This is a genomic window from Vibrio sp. Y58_MX_L22, from assembly GCF_024181865.1.
GTDB classification, from domain to species: Bacteria; Pseudomonadota; Gammaproteobacteria; order Enterobacterales; family Vibrionaceae; genus Vibrio; species Vibrio alginolyticus.
Genome location: NZ_JAMZAN010000001.1, coordinates 712,803 through 729,643, shown reverse-complemented (window position 1 = coordinate 729,643; position 16,841 = coordinate 712,803). Strand labels below are relative to the sequence as shown.

Here is a 16,841-nt window from a genome sequence, read left to right as displayed (position 1 = left end):
TTCTCACGTTTAAAGGAAAAACATAAGAAAGAATATGGTGGAGGGGGACGGATTCGAACCATCGAAGGCAGTGCCGGCAGATTTACAGTCTGCTCCCTTTGGCCACTCGGGAACCCCTCCAGGGTATTTTTATACTTAAAAGTTAGTTTCCCAACCTAGCTTCCAAGTTGTTCTCATGTTTAAAGGAAAAACATAAGAAAGAATATGGTGGAGGGGGACGGATTCGAACCATCGAAGGCAGTGCCGGCAGATTTACAGTCTGCTCCCTTTGGCCACTCGGGAACCCCTCCAGAGGATTTTTATACTTAGTAAGATGTTTTCCCAACTCATCTCCCAAGTGCGGAGCGAATCATAGCAAACTCGCTCAGGCTGTAAAGCGTTTTTCTTACGTTTTTACGTTGAATGCTGTCTTTTTGGGCAAAGATGGTAGAAAGTCAGCGTTTTGTTTGTCCTTTGAACAGAAGAGAAGCGCGCTTTTTACTTGAATTTACACTACTTGACGTTAAACACCGTATCTACTGATAAACTGTAAGCAGTTTAATGACATAAGTTTATTCGTTTAGAAGTCAATATCATGAGCATGAAAGCCACGTTATCGTTATCTGTTTTAACGCTTTCTATATTACTGAGTTCTCCATCGGTTTGCGCTGCGATGCGAGGAGGCTCAGCGGTTACCGTTGTGACTGAACAAGTAGAAACGCACGAGATCAATCAATCCTTAACTCTTATCGGCAAATTAAAGGCAGCGGAGTCTGTGGTTGTCGCATCGGAAGTCGCCGGCAAAGTGAATCAAATCGCTGTTAAAGCGAATCAAAATGTCCAGCAAGACCAGTTATTAATTAAGTTAGATGACGATAAGGCTCAAGCCGCTTTGATTGAGGCAAAGGCGTATCTAAAAGATGAACAGCGTAAGTTAAAAGAGTTCCAACGTTTGGTTAAGCGGAATGCGATTACTCAAACTGAAATCGATGCACAAAAAGCCAGTGTTGAAATAGCACAAGCGAGGCTAGATGCTGCTCAAGCCAATTTAGCTGATCTCCATATTACTGCACCATTTTCTGGCACTGTTGGTTTTATCGATTTTAGCCGCGGCAAAATGGTCAGTGCGGGTACTGAACTTTTGACGTTGGATGATCTTTCCGTCATGGAACTGGATTTACAAGTACCGGAGCGCTATTTATCGATGCTTTCTATTGGTATGGAAGTCATCGCTAAAACCAGTGCATGGGGTAGCCAGATCTTTACTGGTCAAGTCACAGGTATTGATACGCGTATCAGCGCCGAAACACTGAATCTTCGCGTGCGTATTGAGTTTGATAACCCAGAAAATCAATTGAAGCCGGGCATGTTGATGAACGCTTCACTAGCATTTCCTGCTATTAAGGCGCCAATCATTCCTGTTCAAGCACTTGAATACTCCGGAACTAAACGTTTTGTATATGTAATTGATGAAAATAACAAAGCTACTCGTCAAGAAGTGTCGCTAGGTGCTCGTGTTGGTAACGAGGTGGTGATCGAATCTGGTGTTGAGATTGGTGACAAGATTGTGGTTCAAGGCATTGTTAACATGCGTGATGGTGTCGAAGTGAAAGAAATTGTCGCGCCACTAAAAGCGAACACCACGGATGTGACACGCAATGACAGTGAATCGGATGAGGAAGAAAACTAATGTTACTGTCCGACGTTTCAGTTAAACGCCCTGTCGCGGCGTTGGTTCTGAGCATGCTGTTGTGTGTGTTTGGCTTTGTGTCATTCACCAAATTAGCCGTTCGTGAAATGCCTGATATAGAAAGCCCTGTCGTTTCTATCAGTACGCGTTATGAGGGTGCATCGGCGACTATTATTGAAAGCCAAATTACCTCCGTTTTGGAAGACCAGCTTTCTGGGATCAGTGGGGTTGATGAAATTAGCTCCACTACTCGTAACAGCATGTCGCGTATCACGATCACGTTTGAGCTAGGTTACGATCTCAACACAGGTGTGAGCGACGTGCGTGATGCCGTAGCTCGTGCTCAGCGCTCGCTACCTGATGAAGCGGATGACCCTATTGTTTATAAGAACAATGGCTCGGGAGAGGCGTCGCTCTACATCAATCTCAGTTCTGCAGAGATGGACCGTACTCAATTAACCGATTATGCCGAACGTGTATTGATGGACCGCTTTAGCCTGATCTCTGGGGTTAGCTCCATTGATCTATCCGGTGGTTTGTACAAGGTCATGTACGTGAAGCTTAAGCCAGAACTAATGGCTGGACGTTCAGTTACAGCTTCGGATATTACATCAGCTTTGCGAAGTGAGAACCTAGAAAGCCCAGGTGGTGAAGTTCGCAACGACTCAACAGTAATGTCCGTGCGTACGGCTCGTACTTATAACACGCCTGAAGATTTTCAATATCTTGTCATTAAACGCGCAAGCGACAATACACCTATCTATTTAAAAGATGTAGCAGATGTCTTCATTGGTGCAGAAAACGAAAACTCAACCTTCAAAAGTGATGGTGTAGTAAACATCAGTCTTGGTGTGGTACCGCAGTCAGACGCAAACCCGTTAGAAGTAGCGAAGCTGGTTAGGTCTGAAGTCGATAACATCCAGAAGTTCTTACCAGAAGGTACACGTCTTGCGATAGATTACGACGCGACAGTGTTTATCGAGCGTTCAATCGAAGAGGTGTACAGCACGCTATTTATCACGGGCGGCTTGGTGATTTTGGTATTGTACATTTTCATCGGCCAAGCTCGTGCAACCTTAATTCCTGCGGTTACGGTACCTGTTTCTCTGATTTCTTCGTTCATTGCTGCGTACTACTTTGGGTTTTCTATCAACTTGATCACCTTGATGGCGTTGATATTATCGATTGGTTTGGTGGTGGATGACGCAATTGTGGTTGTAGAGAATATCTTCCACCATATTGAACGCGGTGAATCGCCATTACTCGCCGCATATAAAGGCACCAGAGAGGTTGGTTTTGCTGTTGTAGCAACAACATTAGTGCTGGTGATGGTGTTCTTACCGATCTCCTTTATGGATGGCATGGTAGGTCTACTATTTACAGAGTTTTCTGTATTGCTGGCTATGTCGGTCATATTCTCCTCTTTGATTGCCCTGACGCTGACGCCTGTATTAGGGAGTCAGATTTTGAAAGCGAATGTAAAACCAAATCGATTCAATGAAGCGGTTGATCGCTTGTTTAGCAAGCTTGAGAGTGGCTATCGCGCATTATTGAAAGGCGCATTGAAAGTACGTTGGGCTGCTCCGCTGGTGATTCTAGCTTGTTTGGGCGGTAGCTATTTCTTGATGAATCAGGTACCGGCCCAACTGACCCCACAAGAAGACCGCGGTGTGATATTCGCGTTTGTGCGCGGTGCAGATGCTACGTCATACAATCGTATGTCAGCCAATATGGATATTGTCGAAGACCGATTGATGCCATTACTAGGGCAAGGTTATCTGAAGTCATTCAGCATCCAAACGCCAGCGTTTGGTGGCCAGGCAGGAGACCAGACAGGCTTTGTGATCATGATTCTAGAAGATTGGAACGAACGTGATATCACGGCTCAGCAAGCCCTTAACAAAGTACGTAAAGAATTGGCAGGTATCCCAGATGTTCGAGTGTTCCCATTTATGCCAGGTTTCCAAGGTGGTTCGAGTGAGCCAGTTCAGTTCGTATTAGGCGGCTCTGATTACGATGAGCTCGTTGTTTGGGCTGAAATGCTAAAGAACAAAGCAGAAGAATCACCAATGATGGAAGGAGCAGAGATAGATTACTCGGAAAAAACGCCTGAGTTATTGGTTACAGTTGACCGACAGCGTGCCGCAGAGCTAGGAGTCAGTGTTCAAGACATTTCTGACACCCTAGAAATCATGCTCGGTGGTAAAAGCGAAACGACTTATGTTGAGCGTGGCGAAGAGTACGATGTGTATCTTCGCGGTGATGAAAATAGCTTTAATAATGCTGCAGATTTAAGTCAGATTTATCTGCGCACGAATAGCGGTCAGCTAGTGACGTTAGATGCGGTCACAAAAATTGAAGAAGTGGCGGCCTCTATTCGTCTTTCTCACTACAACAAACAGAAGTCCATCACTATTACTGCCAACCTGTCGGAAGGTTATACATTAGGAGATGCGCTGAATTACCTAGACCAGGAAGCCATCGACAACTTACCGGGTGACATTTCGGTGAGTTATTCGGGGGAGTCGAAAGACTTTAAAGAGAACCAAGCGAGTGTTGCTGTTGTGTTTGCATTGGCACTACTAGTGGCGTATCTCGTGTTGGCGGCTCAGTTTGAAAGCTTCGTAAACCCGTTAGTGGTCATGTTTACGGTGCCGATGGGTGTATTTGGTGGCTTCCTTGGTTTGGTTATTATGGGCCAAGGTATGAACATTTATAGCCAGATTGGCATGATCATGTTGATTGGTATGGTGACGAAAAACGGTATTTTGATCGTAGAATTTGCCAATCAGCTACGTGATCGTGGCGTTGGGTTTGAAAAAGCGATCATTGATGCAGCTGCGCGACGTCTACGTCCAATCTTGATGACTGCGTTTACCACACTTGCTGGCGCAATTCCGTTGATCGTATCGACAGGGGCGGGTTATGAGAGCCGTATTGCCGTGGGTACGGTTATCTTTTTCGGGATGGGGTTTGCGACATTGGTGACCTTGTTTGTTATCCCGGCAATGTACCGATTGATTTCGGCGAAAACACAAGCACCAGGTCATGTAGAAGCAGAGTTAAACAAAGCAATTAGCCATGATACGAAGGGCCGTGTTGCCCACCCCTAGCAGTAGCACGTAAAGCTTTGATTGAAAACGCCGGGCAATTTTTGTTCGGTGTTTTTTTATATAGATAGTGATTACTTATAGATTTAATGATTATTTTTGTTTATTATTTCGTCACTTCTTCGAGGGGCACAGGACTCGCTCATCGTTTTGACTGAATGTTGGGTCTTGTTAGGTTTAATGCTAGGAAAGCAGCCTATGCCTATTATTATTGAGGTGTTTCCTTGAAAAAAGTACGTGGTAGTTACATGGTCGAAATGGTTTTAGTTGCAGGTGTTATGGCGTTGCTAGCAACTACCGCACTTCCAACGTTGACGAATGCATTAAAAGATCGTCAAGATGGTATTTTGCATTCTCTCGATGCTGGTCAACCAAGCAACCATGTGAACAAAGAGGCAACAGAAACGTTCTCTGTTCAGTAAATGACGACATACTATAGAATCTAAAAGAAGCCGAGGTAAAACACTCGGCTTCTTTGTTTTTCAATTATGGAAACTTGGTGTTATCTAATGTTAGAAGCGTTTCCCTAGGCTGATTTGTACACCTTCGTAGCTGTCGTAAAAATCTTCAAAACCCATATCTGCGACATTATAAATGTACTCTGCGCGTAACCAGATATCTGTACTCATATCCCAATGGACGCCAGCACCGATGTTGAATAGTGCGCCTGAGTCATCTGTGACTTTTTGTTCGTTTGGTACGTACATTTCAGCTTGAGTGCCAAGCGCAGTTACGCGACCAAACAGTGACAGCGGCGTATCGCCTAAGTTATCACTTGTTACAACAGCAGACATACCTGCTTGGTAATAGTGAAGATCTAAGTCAGTTTTTAGAGCATCGTTCTTAAGTTCATTTTGTGAATAGCGCAGAACCCCTTCAAACGCGAGGTATTGGTTTACATGGTAACCCCAGCCAACTGTGATATGTGGTGTTGACCACTCATTGTCTCTATCCGAGCCGAAGTACGGTGTATCAAAACCAACGTTACCAGTACCCAGATAAAAATAAGATTGATGAGCTTGTTCTTGAGCAGCTAAAGTTGGCACGCTAATGGTCAAGGCAGACAATAATAGAATGGCGTTTTTCATAACTAGACGATAACCTTGGTAAAAGACCGTTGTAATGATTTGTTTAAATGTTAATTTAATCAATAGGATGGATGGTAATTATCATATCAGCTTTTATCAAAGGTAGTGATTTTAGAATGGGAATTGTTGCGCTAAAGCATACTTCTTACTCATGACTACCGACTAACTAGATATGGTGACGAAAGCTAGTTAAATAAGAGAGAAGGAAAGGAAAGTGGCTGAATTCAAATACAAAAACTTGACTCAAGAAGAACAAGATAAGTTAGACGCGGCGACATTTCGCCGTTTATTGGCGCATTTAGATGCCAACAAAGACGTACAAAACATCGACCTGATGATCCTTGCGGGCTTCTGTCGCAACTGCTTTAGCAAATGGTATAAATCTGAGGCTGAAAATCTCGGTTTGGATTTAGATATTGATGACGCTCGCGAACGTGTTTACGGCATGACTTACGATGAATGGAAACAAAATCATCAACCAGCGGCAACGCCAGAACAATTGGCTGCGTTTGAAGCGCGCCAGAAAAAGTAAAACCCAGCGATAAAAACAGCCCGCATGAAGTTGGGCTGTTTTTTTAAAGTCCAGTTTGCACGTTAAGCGTTAGTTGAGCCGCAACAAGCTGGCTCAACGCAACCTTTTGCTTGAATGACTTCGAGTTGAGCTAAGTAAGGTTGAATATCGCCGATGTTCTCTTTTACCCATGTTAAGTCATAATACGTATCTAGGTAACGCTCTCCAGAATCACATAGAAGCGTCACGATAGAACCCTTCTCACCGCGTTGTTTCATCTCACAAGCCAATTGCAGCACACCGTAAAGATTGGTGCCTGTTGATGCGCCGACTTTACGCCCAATCAGCTGAGATACCCAATGGGCGGTTGCCACACTGGCTGCGTCTGGAATTTTGCGCATTTCATCAATGACACCAGCAATAAAGCTTGGTTCGACACGTGGTCGCCCGATACCTTCAATTTTGCTGCCAGTATCGCCTTTCAATGAGTGATTTCCTGACTGGAAAGCATCGTAAAACACTGAGTTTTCAGGGTCTACCACGCAAAGCTTGGTGTCGTATTTTTGGTAACGAATAAAACGGCCAATGGTTGCTGATGTGCCGCCTGTTCCAGGACTCATCACTACCCAGCTAGGAATCGGGTGATCCTCTAACTCCATTTGGCTAAAGATAGAGTTCGCGATGTTGTTGTTACCGCGCCAGTCAGTCGCACGTTCAGCATAAGTAAACTGATCCATGTAGTGACCATTTAACTCTTGAGCCAAGCGTCGAGACTCGTCATAAATCTGATCTGAGCGCTCTACAAGATGCGCTTTACCACCGTAAAACTCAATTTGTTCAATCTTTTTACGTGCGGTGGTTTTCGGCATAACAGCAATGAACGGTAAGCCAAGCAAGCGAGCAAAATACGCTTCTGAAACGGCAGTGCTGCCTGAGGACGCTTCAATCACTGTGGTTTCAGGACCAATCCATCCGTTACAAATCGCATAAAGAAACAACGAGCGTGCCAATCGGTGTTTCAGAGAGCCTGTTGGATGCGTGCTCTCATCTTTTAGGTAGATATCGATACCATCAAGAGAAGGCAGTTCAAGTTTAAATAAATGAGTATCAGCAGAACGTTGAAAGTCTGCTTCAATTTTACGCACTGCATTGTTGATCCAGTTGTGGTCAGTACACATGGCGTCTCTCCTTGGAAATCGATAGATAAGCATTAGATGGGAATAATTTACCTATAATACGAGAGAAAAACTTTGCTATAGTTGCCGGTAATGACTATTTTGATAGAAAAGTTTTCTACACTTCGTGGGTTTTATAGGATGAGTTTGGATCGGGTCGATAAACAGCTGCTTGCGTTGTTACAAACCGACAGCACCTTGTCATTAAATGAGTTAGCAGAGCAGGTAAATCTGACAACGACGCCATGTTGGAAGCGTTTGAAAAGGTTGGAAGAAGAGGGCTACATCGAAAAACGCGTGGCGTTGTTAAGTGCAGAAAAGCTCGAGCTATCTTTCATTGCATTTGTTCAGTTAAAAACGATTGATCATTCCGAAGGTTGGTATCACCATTTTGTTACAACTGTTAGTGACTTTCCTGAGGTAATGGAGTTTTATCGTATGGCTGGCGAGTATGACTACATGATGAAAGTACTAGTCAAAGATATGAAGTGTTTTGACGAATTCTATAAGCGGTTAGTTAATAGTGTAAAAGGGCTATCTAATGTGACTTCAACATTTGCTATGGAGTCCATTAAATACACAACAGAGTTACCAATCCTAAAATAACTCGCCCTATAAGAATTCTATCTAATGTTAATTCTACCTTTTAGTATTTTAAATGTTAAAAGGTAGTTTGATTATGCTTTTAAAACTATTTCCTACCAGATTTTTACAAATATAAACGATATTTATTCTCTCTTCTATTTTTCATTAACCATTTGTTTTTACAGTCCATTAATCCTATACATCATAATGAAAGAAAAAATAACGCAATTTTTTCTCTTTCTTTTTCATGTTTTATTTTATTGAATATTAATTTTTACTAAATTAATGGAAGAGTTTGATTTAAACGTTTGCTTTTTGTGTTTTCATGTAATTTGGTCGCTATTTTTGAGTATTTGTTTTTAGGATTAATACAGTAGCAATTACTTAAGTAATAAAGTACTCAAAAATGGGGATAGTGATTAATAAAACATCGTATTATTATCGCCCCATCTTGTATGTAACAAAGTATTACTAAAAATGAACAGAAATTACTATTTGCTTTTTCTCGCAGCTTTACTCGCTGGCTGTGGCGGTGGGGGAGACTCTAAGCCGAACAATACGAAGACACCAACTACGGTAACAAAGCAGAACCGTCCGCAATTAAAAGTGGAAGACACGGTGTTGAAGTTTGAAGGAGTGGGAACGGTTACTGAAGCAAAACTGAGCAATGTCCATGGGTCGGTATCTTACCAAGTCATTGACTCTAATCCGCCAAATGTCGTGAAAATTAATGACTCAGGAATACTACAAATTCTGCGTCCAGGAACGGCGACGATTCTTGCTACAGATAGTAGCTCTGCTTATGAATCTTCTGAAGCAAGATTTTCTGTCACTGTAGAGCGAGGCATCAATACTGAACTTTCAGTGAGTGATCTGAATTTCAATGCGATTGAGTCAGAAGGAAAAGCGTTGATCGTCCGTGGCCAAAAAGGCGAACTGAGTTATGAGGTAGAAAGTGGTCATAACTTGATTCGTGTTGATGAGAACGGTTCGGTATATTCATTAGGTTCAGTTGGTCAGGCATCGGTGCTGATTACTGATTCAGGTAACGACTTTTACTTGCCGAAACAAGTTCGCGCTACGGTTAAACTGCATGCAGTAGCTCCGGGGCAATTACAGTTCGCTTTGCTTGAAGACGAGTATCGAGAAGGGTTGACGTTAGAACCAGTGCGTTTAGATAAAGCTCAAACGCAACGTATTTCTTACAAAATTATAAATAGCGTACCAGACAGCAAGGTGGCCGAGTTGCTAGACCCTGAAACGGGTTTGCTTCTTGTTCATAATGTTGGGCAATTAACGGTTGAAGCGACAGCAACTTACAGCGACGCGTTTCTGGATAAACAGCAAACAGCGCAATTTTTTGTGGATGTAAAACAAGGCAAGCGTCAAGAAATCAGCGCAGCGGATATCGTCACAACTTATGAGGAAGGTGGACGAATTTTCCCTAAGGTGACGAACGCCTACGGTGACTATGAGCTGAGAATCATTCGTGGTGAAGACGTTGTTGCTAAAACAGAAAATGGTGAAGCATTACTGATCAAAGGTGTTGGTGCTGCTGAAGTGGAAATTTACGAGCATGATATGCGTAATTATCCTGCAAGCAAAACTCGTTTTGATCTTGAAGTTAATCGCGCGCCTCATCCCGTTATAAAAGACATTGAAATGCCGCTTACCTATCAACCAAATCTTTCAATCCCTCTGGCGTTTAAAGGGCAAAAAGGTAACGTAAATCTAGTTAGCAGCTTACCTAATGGCTTACGAATGACTGACGGCAAGTTGGAGGTAGTGACTGCGGGTGAGTACGGCCTTAAGTTTGAAGACGATGGTGGGGAGTTCTACCAACCTATTCAATTTAATGTCGTCATTAAAGTTGCAAAGGCTGAAGGCCAACCCATGGCAACGCACGATTATGACGTTGTATACAGCAACAAATACAGTTTTGATCTTCACCGTGATTTTGGTTTGAGTGCTGACGAGCAAATTGAGATTGTAGATAACACCGCACCAGATGTTGTCGGTGGTTTTAGTGAAGGACGTCTCCATGTGTATAAAGCGGGTAAAGCGACGCTAACTGTGCGCAGAAAAGAGAGCGCGAATTATACCGTTGGTCCAGATCAAAAAGTCTACGTGACAATTTTGAGTGCGCCGAGCCGAATTGAAGTTCAATCCGATGTGGAAGAGATTTGGAAGGTTGGCCAAACATTTGTTGCGCCGAAAATCTCTGGTACGGTTGGGGAAGTTACGTACCGATTTGCAGACAACGCAGCAACAGATGTGGTTTCCTTAAACAGCCAAACGGGTGCCATGCAAATTCTTAACGCGGGTAGCACAAAAATTATTGTTTCGGATGCGGGGGACGACAAAGTGGATCCGGGTGAAAGTAGTTTCTCGGTCACGATTAAACAAGGCACAAACCCTGTATCGGTTACTTACCCAACGGTAGAATTCTCCGCTGGTAGTGTTATCTCACCAGTGATGAGTGGTGGGACTGCGAAGGCAAGTTACCGCCTTATTAACCAAAAAGATCCTGTGGTCGAGTTAGTTTCCCCTGATACGGGGCGTTTGAAAATCCTGCACGCAGGCGAGTACCAAGTAGAGGTTACTCTTACTGGACGCAACTACAAAGCTAAAACAATCGTCGTAAATGGCACTATTAACAAAGCGAAGCACCCTGGTTTAAGTACCTCTACAATGAAGGTGGAATTTGAACCATTTAAAAAGGTTAAGCTAGATTTTGGTACACCAATAGGAAACCGCAGCTATCAAATATCCAGCTCAACAATTAAAGGAGTCGCTTCATTAGATGTTGATAAGGAAGAGCTGACGTTACTTGACCTCCCACCAGTAAAAAGACGTTGGATTTCTCTCGACGTTTCGGAAGGAGAATCTCGAGATTACAAAGCGTTGGAAAGTAAGAAAGTCCAGCTGTATCTAAGCTTTGCAGATGAAGGTGTTGCGGATCAATATACATTGCTTGAAACTGAACAAACAGTATTGTTTAGCACGCTAAATGCACGTGAGTTTTCTAACTTAGAAGAAAGTGAGTTTGGTTTGATGAACGTTCGTTCAGTGCGTGAGCCAACGGACGAAGAATTGAAATTATACGGCAAAGGTAAGATTGCACTACTTGCATTCAAGCCGGTGGGTAACGATGACCAAACTCTAATAAAAGGAGCGTGGGTACACTTAGCTCGATTTGATGGATGTACATCAGAGCTGTTCGAAGATGATCTCAAGCCTTTTGAAGCAATTGACTATGATGACCCAGGGGACTGCACCAGCGGCAGCACGATTCGTATGACTCGGTTCTTAATAATTGATGACTCGAAGATGGAAAAGGTAGAGTATGAGTTAGTAGCACCTGTGATTACTTACCGTCGTGGGGTTCGTGAATTTTTAGCAACGAATAAAGGTGGATTCTATGCCGACCCAAATGTCATTTACGGGAAAGGCGAATATGGTTACCCGAAATCACTTTACGAATGGTCGGTTGTTAACATGAAGTATCAACCAAATTAATCATCGTTTGATACCCATTAAAAAAGGAGTGCGGAACAGCACTCCTTTTTTCGTGTAACGAACACGAGCTATTTCGTGTAGCGCATCACCCCTTCTTGCACGGCGGTCGCCACTAAGTGACCTTGCTGGTTGTATATTTCGCCACGGACCAACCCACGAGTATTGCTCGCCGTTGGGCTCTCTATCGCATATAGAAGCCATTCATCCATCTTAAACGGGCGATGGAACCAGATAGAGTGGTCAATGGTGGCCACTTGAAAGTTAGGCGTCATTAATGAGACTTCATGTGGATGCATTGCTGTTACAAGGAATCCCCAATCGGATGCGTAGGCCAGAAGGTACTGGTGAATTAGCTGATTCTCTGGCATTTCACCATTAGCACGAATCCAAAGGTACTGTTTGGGTTCTGCTTTTTTGGGCTTCAAAGGGTTGATAACCGTAACGGGGCGAGTTTCGATTGGCTTTTCCCCGCAAAATGTTTTGCGTAAGCGTTTGGGTAGAAATTCTGCAATATGGCTTGCGAGCTCACTCTCTGAGGCAAAGTTTTCTGGACCAGGGATATCTGGCATTTCTTTTTGATGATCAAACCCAGGTTGATCGCCATGGTAGGATGCGGTTAGGTAAAAAATAGGGCGTCCATTTTGAATTGCTTTTACGCGTCTAGTGCTAAAGCTACGGCCATCTCTCAGATTTTCTACATCATAAATAATAGGTTTTTCTGGATCGCCAGGGTACAAAAAATAGCTATGGAAGGAGTGTACCGTGCGTGTTTCTTCAACGGTGTAGCGCGCAGCAGAAAGCGCTTGCCCAATTACTTGACCGCCATAAACTTGAGGCAAACCTAGGTTTTCACTTTGGCCACGAAACAAGCCTTCTTCTAATTTTTCGAGTTGTAGTAGGCTGAGCAATTCTCGTAGTGGTTTACTCATTGTGTCTCCTCACCGTTGTCTTTCATTCCAAGTTACCTCAACAGCCTCACTCTTGTGAAGTGGCATAGTTAAGAACTATTGAGTAACTTAGAAATAGTATTGTTCCAATTATGAAACAAAATCAATTGTTTGATAAATTCTAACTCAGTCAAACTATTGTCAAATAAAGTGACAGGAAGCAGACAGTTTTATATTCCAGACCTATAATTGCTTCGGTTTAATGCTCTTTTCGAGGAATATATGAAAAAAACACTACTACTTGTTACTTCTCTACTCTTTGGGGCTGCGTTAGTGGGTTGCCAAACTTCTCAAAATACAGAAATGGAATCTACAGAAGCGTCAATGAAGACGATTACAGGTACAGTGGCTTATCGCGAGCGGATTGCCTTGCCACCAAACGCAGTGGTTACTATTGCGTTAGAAGATGTGTCCTTGGCGGATGCGCCAGCAAAAGTGTTGGCGAAACAGACATTCGAAACAGAAGGTAAGCAAGTTCCTCTTTCTTTTGAGTTGAGTTACGACAGCAATGAAATCAAACCAAACCATCGTTACAGCGTTCGTGCTCGCATTGAGGTAGATGGAAAGCTGCGTTTTATCAGCGACACACATAACGGTGTTATTACAGATGAAGCACAAACTCACCAATTAGATATTCGTCTAGTTGGAACACGTTAATACGACGTACTGAGAACAAAAAATGGCAGCTTAAGGCTGCCATTTGTATTTTTTAAGTGAAGTTTTGCCAACTTCCGATACTTCAATCCCTTCTGCTTCTAATTTCTTTTTTTGTCGCTCTAAGTCTCTGCCTTTTAAAGATATTTTTCCTTGGCTATTTACCACTCTAAACCAGGGGAGTTTGCTGCCTTCTGGTAGGTTACCCAGTGCTTTACCAACATGTCTCGCATAGCCCGGATAACCGGCCATTTTTGCAATTTCCCCATAGGTGGAGACTTTTCCTTTTGGAATTTGGTGAATTACAGCAAAGATTTGCGCTAAAAATTGGTCCATACTCAAAAGTGTCTATTTTGGATTACTAAGGAATGGTAAACCATTGGACTTGTATATTGCTAACGGTTCTTAACCCTTGTGTTGCCAGCGACTCACTTTGAAGAATTACATTTTCTGTTCTTTAGTGTCGTTGGTTGATGAGCCTTAAACAGCATGAAGCAAACGCAAGCTAAGCTTGAATCTAGACCCTCTCAACGACTTTCAATCCCAGTTTTTGCCGTTGAGTTACCAAGTAGGTGGGGAAGCCAGGAGGCGCTATGATTTTATCGACACTTCAATTTTTCGTTACGACCTTACTCGCTGTTGTCTGTGTTCGGGCGATGAGTTTGAGCGAGGGTGACATTCCCGTTCTTGCACTTATGATCCCCGCGCTGTGGGTTCTGCCACAAGGTGGGTTCGCTGGCTTAGTATTACTGGGCGCGATGATGGCTTTTGGTGCGACACTCTCAATGCAGCCAATTGCTTTGTCGGTTGGTGTTTTGATCCTTTTCCCACTTTTAATGGTGGTGTTTTCTCGTAGAAGCTCTTTAGGCGTGTTGCTCACCGCTGGTCTTATTGTACTTACACTGCAAGTTGGTCTTATGGTCACACAGCAAGGCGGTAAGCTGGATGGGTCTGCTTGGGTTACAGTGGTTCAAACCATTGCGGTTATGGCGATGTGGTGGTCGGCTGCGCATTGGACGCCATCCAATAAACACAGCTGGTGGCCGTTGTTTTTGTTGCTCCCATTGTGGATTGCAGGCCTACCGTACGCCGTTCTTATGGCGTTAAGTTTGACGGGAATGTTAGCGTCAATGGAAGCACTTGCGAAGTTTCAACATACCATTCGTTGGAGCAAATTATTATGTTGGACATTGCCGACTGTGGGTTTTGCCGCTTTAGTCGTCAGCCCGACCACGGATGTGCCAAACCCTGTTTTCGTGGTTTGGATCTGTTTGTTAGGGACGGCTTGGATGACTGACTATATTTTACGTAGTAGCGATGAACAGGCTGAATTATGAATTTTTAGTCAGGTAAAAAGTGACATGTGCGGCAGAGTATCGAATTGGTTGTGGAACAAAATGGAGATTAGTATATGTTCTTCATTTCATATTTACTACACTTCCAATAATAATAACCACAATATAAGTGGTTGATTTAAGATAAGTTTGACATGACAACTTTTGCTCGAACACTGTTGCTTTTTGCATGTTGCCTCTTGAGTTTGAATGTAAAAGCCGAAGCCCCTTTAATTGCTCATTATAAAGTCGCGACTGAAGCGGATGATGTCGTCACTCGTGTTCTTTTCAATGCTGCTTCAAAGGAGTTTGGCTTTACCGTTCAATACGTGAACTACTCCAGCTTTGATGCCATTCTAAATTCAGTAGCGAATGGGGAAGCGGACTTTGCTGCGAATATCACTTACACACAAGAACGTGCTCAACGTTTTAGTTATTCCCGCCCAACAAATATCGAATATACCTACCTCTTTGGTTTAAAAGATTCGACGTTGAGTGACATTTCGCGTGTTGGCGTCCCCAAAGATACAGTTTATGCCCAATTACTTAAACAACACTACCCTGAGCTAGAACAGATCTCTTATCAAGGTCATGAACAAGCAGTAACACTGCTACGTTCAGGTGCTGTGGACGGCGTTGTCGATGCCATTAACCAGCTCAAGCCGATGCTGATGGAGGGGTTTGACGCCAAGATGCTCAATGATCAGATTTCGATAAAGCCCGTATCCATCATCAGTAAAAAAGATCATCATCTTGAAGAGTTGGACACGTTCGCTACGTTTATTCACGGGGAAGCGGTGCAAAAGCAGCTTCGCGAAGAAATTTCCCAGTATCAATTTGAATTAAGGCGAGCAGCGTTGCGTGATTCTATTCGTTTATTACCCCTTGATTTTAATGAACCAATACGGATTAAGCTCGAATCTATCTTTCCATATGTTGTATACAACGCAGATGGTAGTGTCGAAGGGATGACGGCTGATGTAGTCCTGAGAAGCTGTGAGATCTTGGCTTTAAACTGCTTGATCATTAGTGAGCCTGGTGAAAGCTGGGGTTCTATGTACCATGAGTTTATCCAAGGTAATTTCGAAATTTTGGCGCCGTTAACGGTCAGCCGTGAGCGGCGCGCATTTAGCTACTTTCCAAAGTCCCATTACGCGCCAGCTTCGGTGATGGTCAAGCGTTTAGGTTACAAACCGAGCACATACTCTCATGTTTCACAGTTGATATCTGAGCGGATTGGCGTAGTTAAGGATGACTTTTTCGATCAAATGATGACGCAACTGTTACCGCTAAAAGAACTCAAACGTTATCGTACCCAACAAGAGCTCATTCAGGGGCTACTACATGAAGAAGTCGATTACATTCCGATGGATACGGCGATGCTCAATCATTTTTTACGTCTCAGTGAATTGGTTCCGATAGAGCAGGATACCGCTATTGGCGAGTTTTATGAGTCACAACTCTCTGTTGGATTGGTCGCGAATGAAAAAGGAGCCATGCTTGCGCCTTTCTTCAGTCGTGCGATAGCGATGTTAGAAGTTGATAAGATCATTGCTCAGTATGATGTACGCCCAGATTGGCGTACCGCACTTGAATATGAGATTCGATTAGCGACGCAAACACAAGCTGTGTTTATCTTTGTATTATTGTTTGCTATTTGTGTTTCGCTTTATCTTTACCGTCAATCGAACACTGACAACTTAACAGGGTTAAGGAATCGTCGTGCGTTGCAAGTAAAGTATCGAAAAGGAGTAAACAAAGATCTATCCATACTTTACTTAGACATTAATCATTTCAAACGAATCAATGACACTTATGGGCATCGCGCTGGGGACGAAGTTTTACAACTACTGGCACTAAAAATTCATTATGTCTGGTCGGGAAGATGTTATCGAATTGGAGGGGATGAGTTCATATTGCTGGGTTATCCTACGCAAGCCGAGTTAACTAGAGCAATGAGAGAGCTCAGTAGAATCGACGTGAAAGGCAAATTATGTAGTGATTTGGAGTCTATAAGTATCTCTATTGGTTTCTCCGCAAAAAGGGAACGGCACATGAGCTTAGAGCAAGCGATGCATTTGGCTGATGAAGACATGTACATGAGTAAGCAGTCCTCACGGCACGACTCCTCTTATCGTGACTGTACGGTTTCATCATAAAGGAATGAATTGATCGAGTTTTGTCCAAACGATAATGAAATGATGAAATTCAAGGTTTTTGCTCTTGCATTATGAGAGCTGATACTGAAT

General features: G+C 43.2%; 13 protein-coding genes and 2 tRNA genes. 9 read left to right on the top strand and 6 right to left on the bottom strand.

What is annotated here, in order from left to right; genetic code table 11:
- Positions 1-35: 35 nt before the first annotated feature.
- Positions 36-120, bottom strand: a tRNA-Tyr gene (locus tag NL626_RS03110).
- Positions 121-205: 85 nt separating this feature from the next.
- A tRNA-Tyr gene (locus NL626_RS03105) sits at positions 206-290 on the bottom strand.
- Between the two features lie 284 nt (positions 291-574).
- Here NL626_RS03105 and NL626_RS03100 point away from each other — a divergent pair.
- The 3 genes from NL626_RS03100 (at position 575) to NL626_RS03090 (ending at position 5,201) form a co-directional block, all read left to right on the top strand.
- Positions 575-1,669 carry a MexH family multidrug efflux RND transporter periplasmic adaptor subunit gene (locus NL626_RS03100; protein WP_005389959.1) on the top strand — a complete coding sequence of 365 codons (1,095 nt, stop codon included), beginning with the start codon at positions 575-577 and terminating at the stop codon, positions 1,667-1,669.
- Positions 1,669-4,782 (top strand): multidrug efflux RND transporter permease subunit VmeF, encoded by a 3,114-nt coding sequence (gene vmeF / locus NL626_RS03095; protein WP_151514631.1) that lies wholly within the window; start codon positions 1,669-1,671, stop codon positions 4,780-4,782. The genes NL626_RS03100 and vmeF overlap by 1 nt, the downstream gene beginning before the upstream one ends.
- 221 nt (positions 4,783-5,003) lie before the next feature.
- The gene (locus tag NL626_RS03090; protein WP_031781369.1) at positions 5,004-5,201 is read left to right on the top strand and encodes a type II secretion system protein; all 198 of its coding nucleotides are present in this window, start codon (positions 5,004-5,006) and stop codon (positions 5,199-5,201) included.
- Positions 5,202-5,291: 90 nt separating this feature from the next.
- Here NL626_RS03090 and NL626_RS03085 read toward each other — a convergent pair whose 3' ends face one another.
- Positions 5,292-5,867 (bottom strand): porin family protein, encoded by a 576-nt coding sequence (locus NL626_RS03085; RefSeq protein ID WP_137281816.1) that lies wholly within the window; start codon positions 5,865-5,867, stop codon positions 5,292-5,294.
- A 214-nt stretch (positions 5,868-6,081) separates the two neighbouring features.
- Here NL626_RS03085 and NL626_RS03080 point away from each other — a divergent pair, with 214 nt between their 5' ends.
- Complete coding sequence (locus NL626_RS03080) at positions 6,082-6,399, top strand: DUF1244 domain-containing protein (protein WP_005378586.1); 318 nt, start codon at positions 6,082-6,084, stop codon at positions 6,397-6,399.
- Between the two features lie 62 nt (positions 6,400-6,461).
- Here NL626_RS03080 and NL626_RS03075 read toward each other — a convergent pair whose 3' ends face one another.
- A complete protein-coding gene (locus NL626_RS03075) occupies positions 6,462-7,556 on the bottom strand; it encodes a PLP-dependent cysteine synthase family protein (RefSeq protein WP_005389952.1) in 1,095 nt (364 codons plus the stop codon).
- Between the two features lie 138 nt (positions 7,557-7,694).
- Between NL626_RS03075 and NL626_RS03070 the strand changes: the two genes are divergently transcribed.
- The gene (locus NL626_RS03070; protein ID WP_053307491.1) at positions 7,695-8,159 is read left to right on the top strand and encodes an Lrp/AsnC family transcriptional regulator; all 465 of its coding nucleotides are present in this window, start codon (positions 7,695-7,697) and stop codon (positions 8,157-8,159) included.
- A 456-nt stretch (positions 8,160-8,615) separates the two neighbouring features.
- Complete coding sequence (locus tag NL626_RS03065) at positions 8,616-11,657, top strand: cadherin repeat domain-containing protein (protein ID WP_253656977.1); 3,042 nt, start codon at positions 8,616-8,618, stop codon at positions 11,655-11,657.
- Positions 11,658-11,725: 68 nt separating this feature from the next.
- Here the strand turns inward: NL626_RS03065 and tesB are convergent, their stop codons facing one another.
- A complete protein-coding gene (gene tesB / locus NL626_RS03060) occupies positions 11,726-12,586 on the bottom strand; it encodes an acyl-CoA thioesterase II (protein WP_005378575.1) in 861 nt (286 codons plus the stop codon).
- 240 nt (positions 12,587-12,826) lie between these two features.
- On the opposite strand from tesB, the gene NL626_RS03055 reads away from it, so the two are divergent.
- The gene (locus tag NL626_RS03055; RefSeq protein WP_005378572.1) at positions 12,827-13,261 is read left to right on the top strand and encodes a YbaY family lipoprotein; all 435 of its coding nucleotides are present in this window, start codon (positions 12,827-12,829) and stop codon (positions 13,259-13,261) included.
- A 30-nt stretch (positions 13,262-13,291) separates the two neighbouring features.
- Here the strand turns inward: NL626_RS03055 and NL626_RS03050 are convergent, their stop codons facing one another.
- Positions 13,292-13,594: a DNA base-flipping protein gene (locus tag NL626_RS03050; protein ID WP_005378570.1), complete on the bottom strand. Its 303-nt coding sequence runs from the start codon at positions 13,592-13,594 to the stop codon at positions 13,292-13,294.
- Between the two features lie 257 nt (positions 13,595-13,851).
- On the opposite strand from NL626_RS03050, the gene NL626_RS03045 reads away from it, so the two are divergent.
- Together NL626_RS03045 and NL626_RS03040 are read left to right on the top strand one after the other, a co-directional pair.
- The gene (locus tag NL626_RS03045) at positions 13,852-14,595 is read left to right on the top strand and encodes a hypothetical protein (RefSeq protein ID WP_253656976.1); all 744 of its coding nucleotides are present in this window, start codon (positions 13,852-13,854) and stop codon (positions 14,593-14,595) included.
- A gap of 152 nt (positions 14,596-14,747) precedes the next feature.
- Complete coding sequence (locus NL626_RS03040) at positions 14,748-16,751, top strand: GGDEF domain-containing protein (RefSeq protein ID WP_253656975.1); 2,004 nt, start codon at positions 14,748-14,750, stop codon at positions 16,749-16,751.
- Positions 16,752-16,841 lie beyond the last annotated feature (90 nt).

Coding starts and splice junctions, on each gene's coding strand:
- NL626_RS03100 (WP_005389959.1), top strand. CDS start 575: ATGAGCATGAAAGCCACGTTATCGTTATCTGTTTTAACGCTTTCTATA.
- vmeF (WP_151514631.1), top strand. CDS start 1,669: ATGTTACTGTCCGACGTTTCAGTTAAACGCCCTGTCGCGGCGTTGGTT.
- NL626_RS03085 (WP_137281816.1), bottom strand. CDS start 5,867: ATGAAAAACGCCATTCTATTATTGTCTGCCTTGACCATTAGCGTGCCA.
- NL626_RS03075 (WP_005389952.1), bottom strand. CDS start 7,556: ATGTGTACTGACCACAACTGGATCAACAATGCAGTGCGTAAAATTGAA.
- NL626_RS03070 (WP_053307491.1), top strand. CDS start 7,695: ATGAGTTTGGATCGGGTCGATAAACAGCTGCTTGCGTTGTTACAAACC.
- NL626_RS03065 (WP_253656977.1), top strand. CDS start 8,616: ATGAACAGAAATTACTATTTGCTTTTTCTCGCAGCTTTACTCGCTGGC.
- tesB (WP_005378575.1), bottom strand. CDS start 12,586: ATGAGTAAACCACTACGAGAATTGCTCAGCCTACTACAACTCGAAAAA.
- NL626_RS03055 (WP_005378572.1), top strand. CDS start 12,827: ATGAAAAAAACACTACTACTTGTTACTTCTCTACTCTTTGGGGCTGCG.
- NL626_RS03050 (WP_005378570.1), bottom strand. CDS start 13,594: ATGGACCAATTTTTAGCGCAAATCTTTGCTGTAATTCACCAAATTCCA.
- NL626_RS03045 (WP_253656976.1), top strand. CDS start 13,852: ATGATTTTATCGACACTTCAATTTTTCGTTACGACCTTACTCGCTGTT.
- NL626_RS03040 (WP_253656975.1), top strand. CDS start 14,748: ATGACAACTTTTGCTCGAACACTGTTGCTTTTTGCATGTTGCCTCTTG.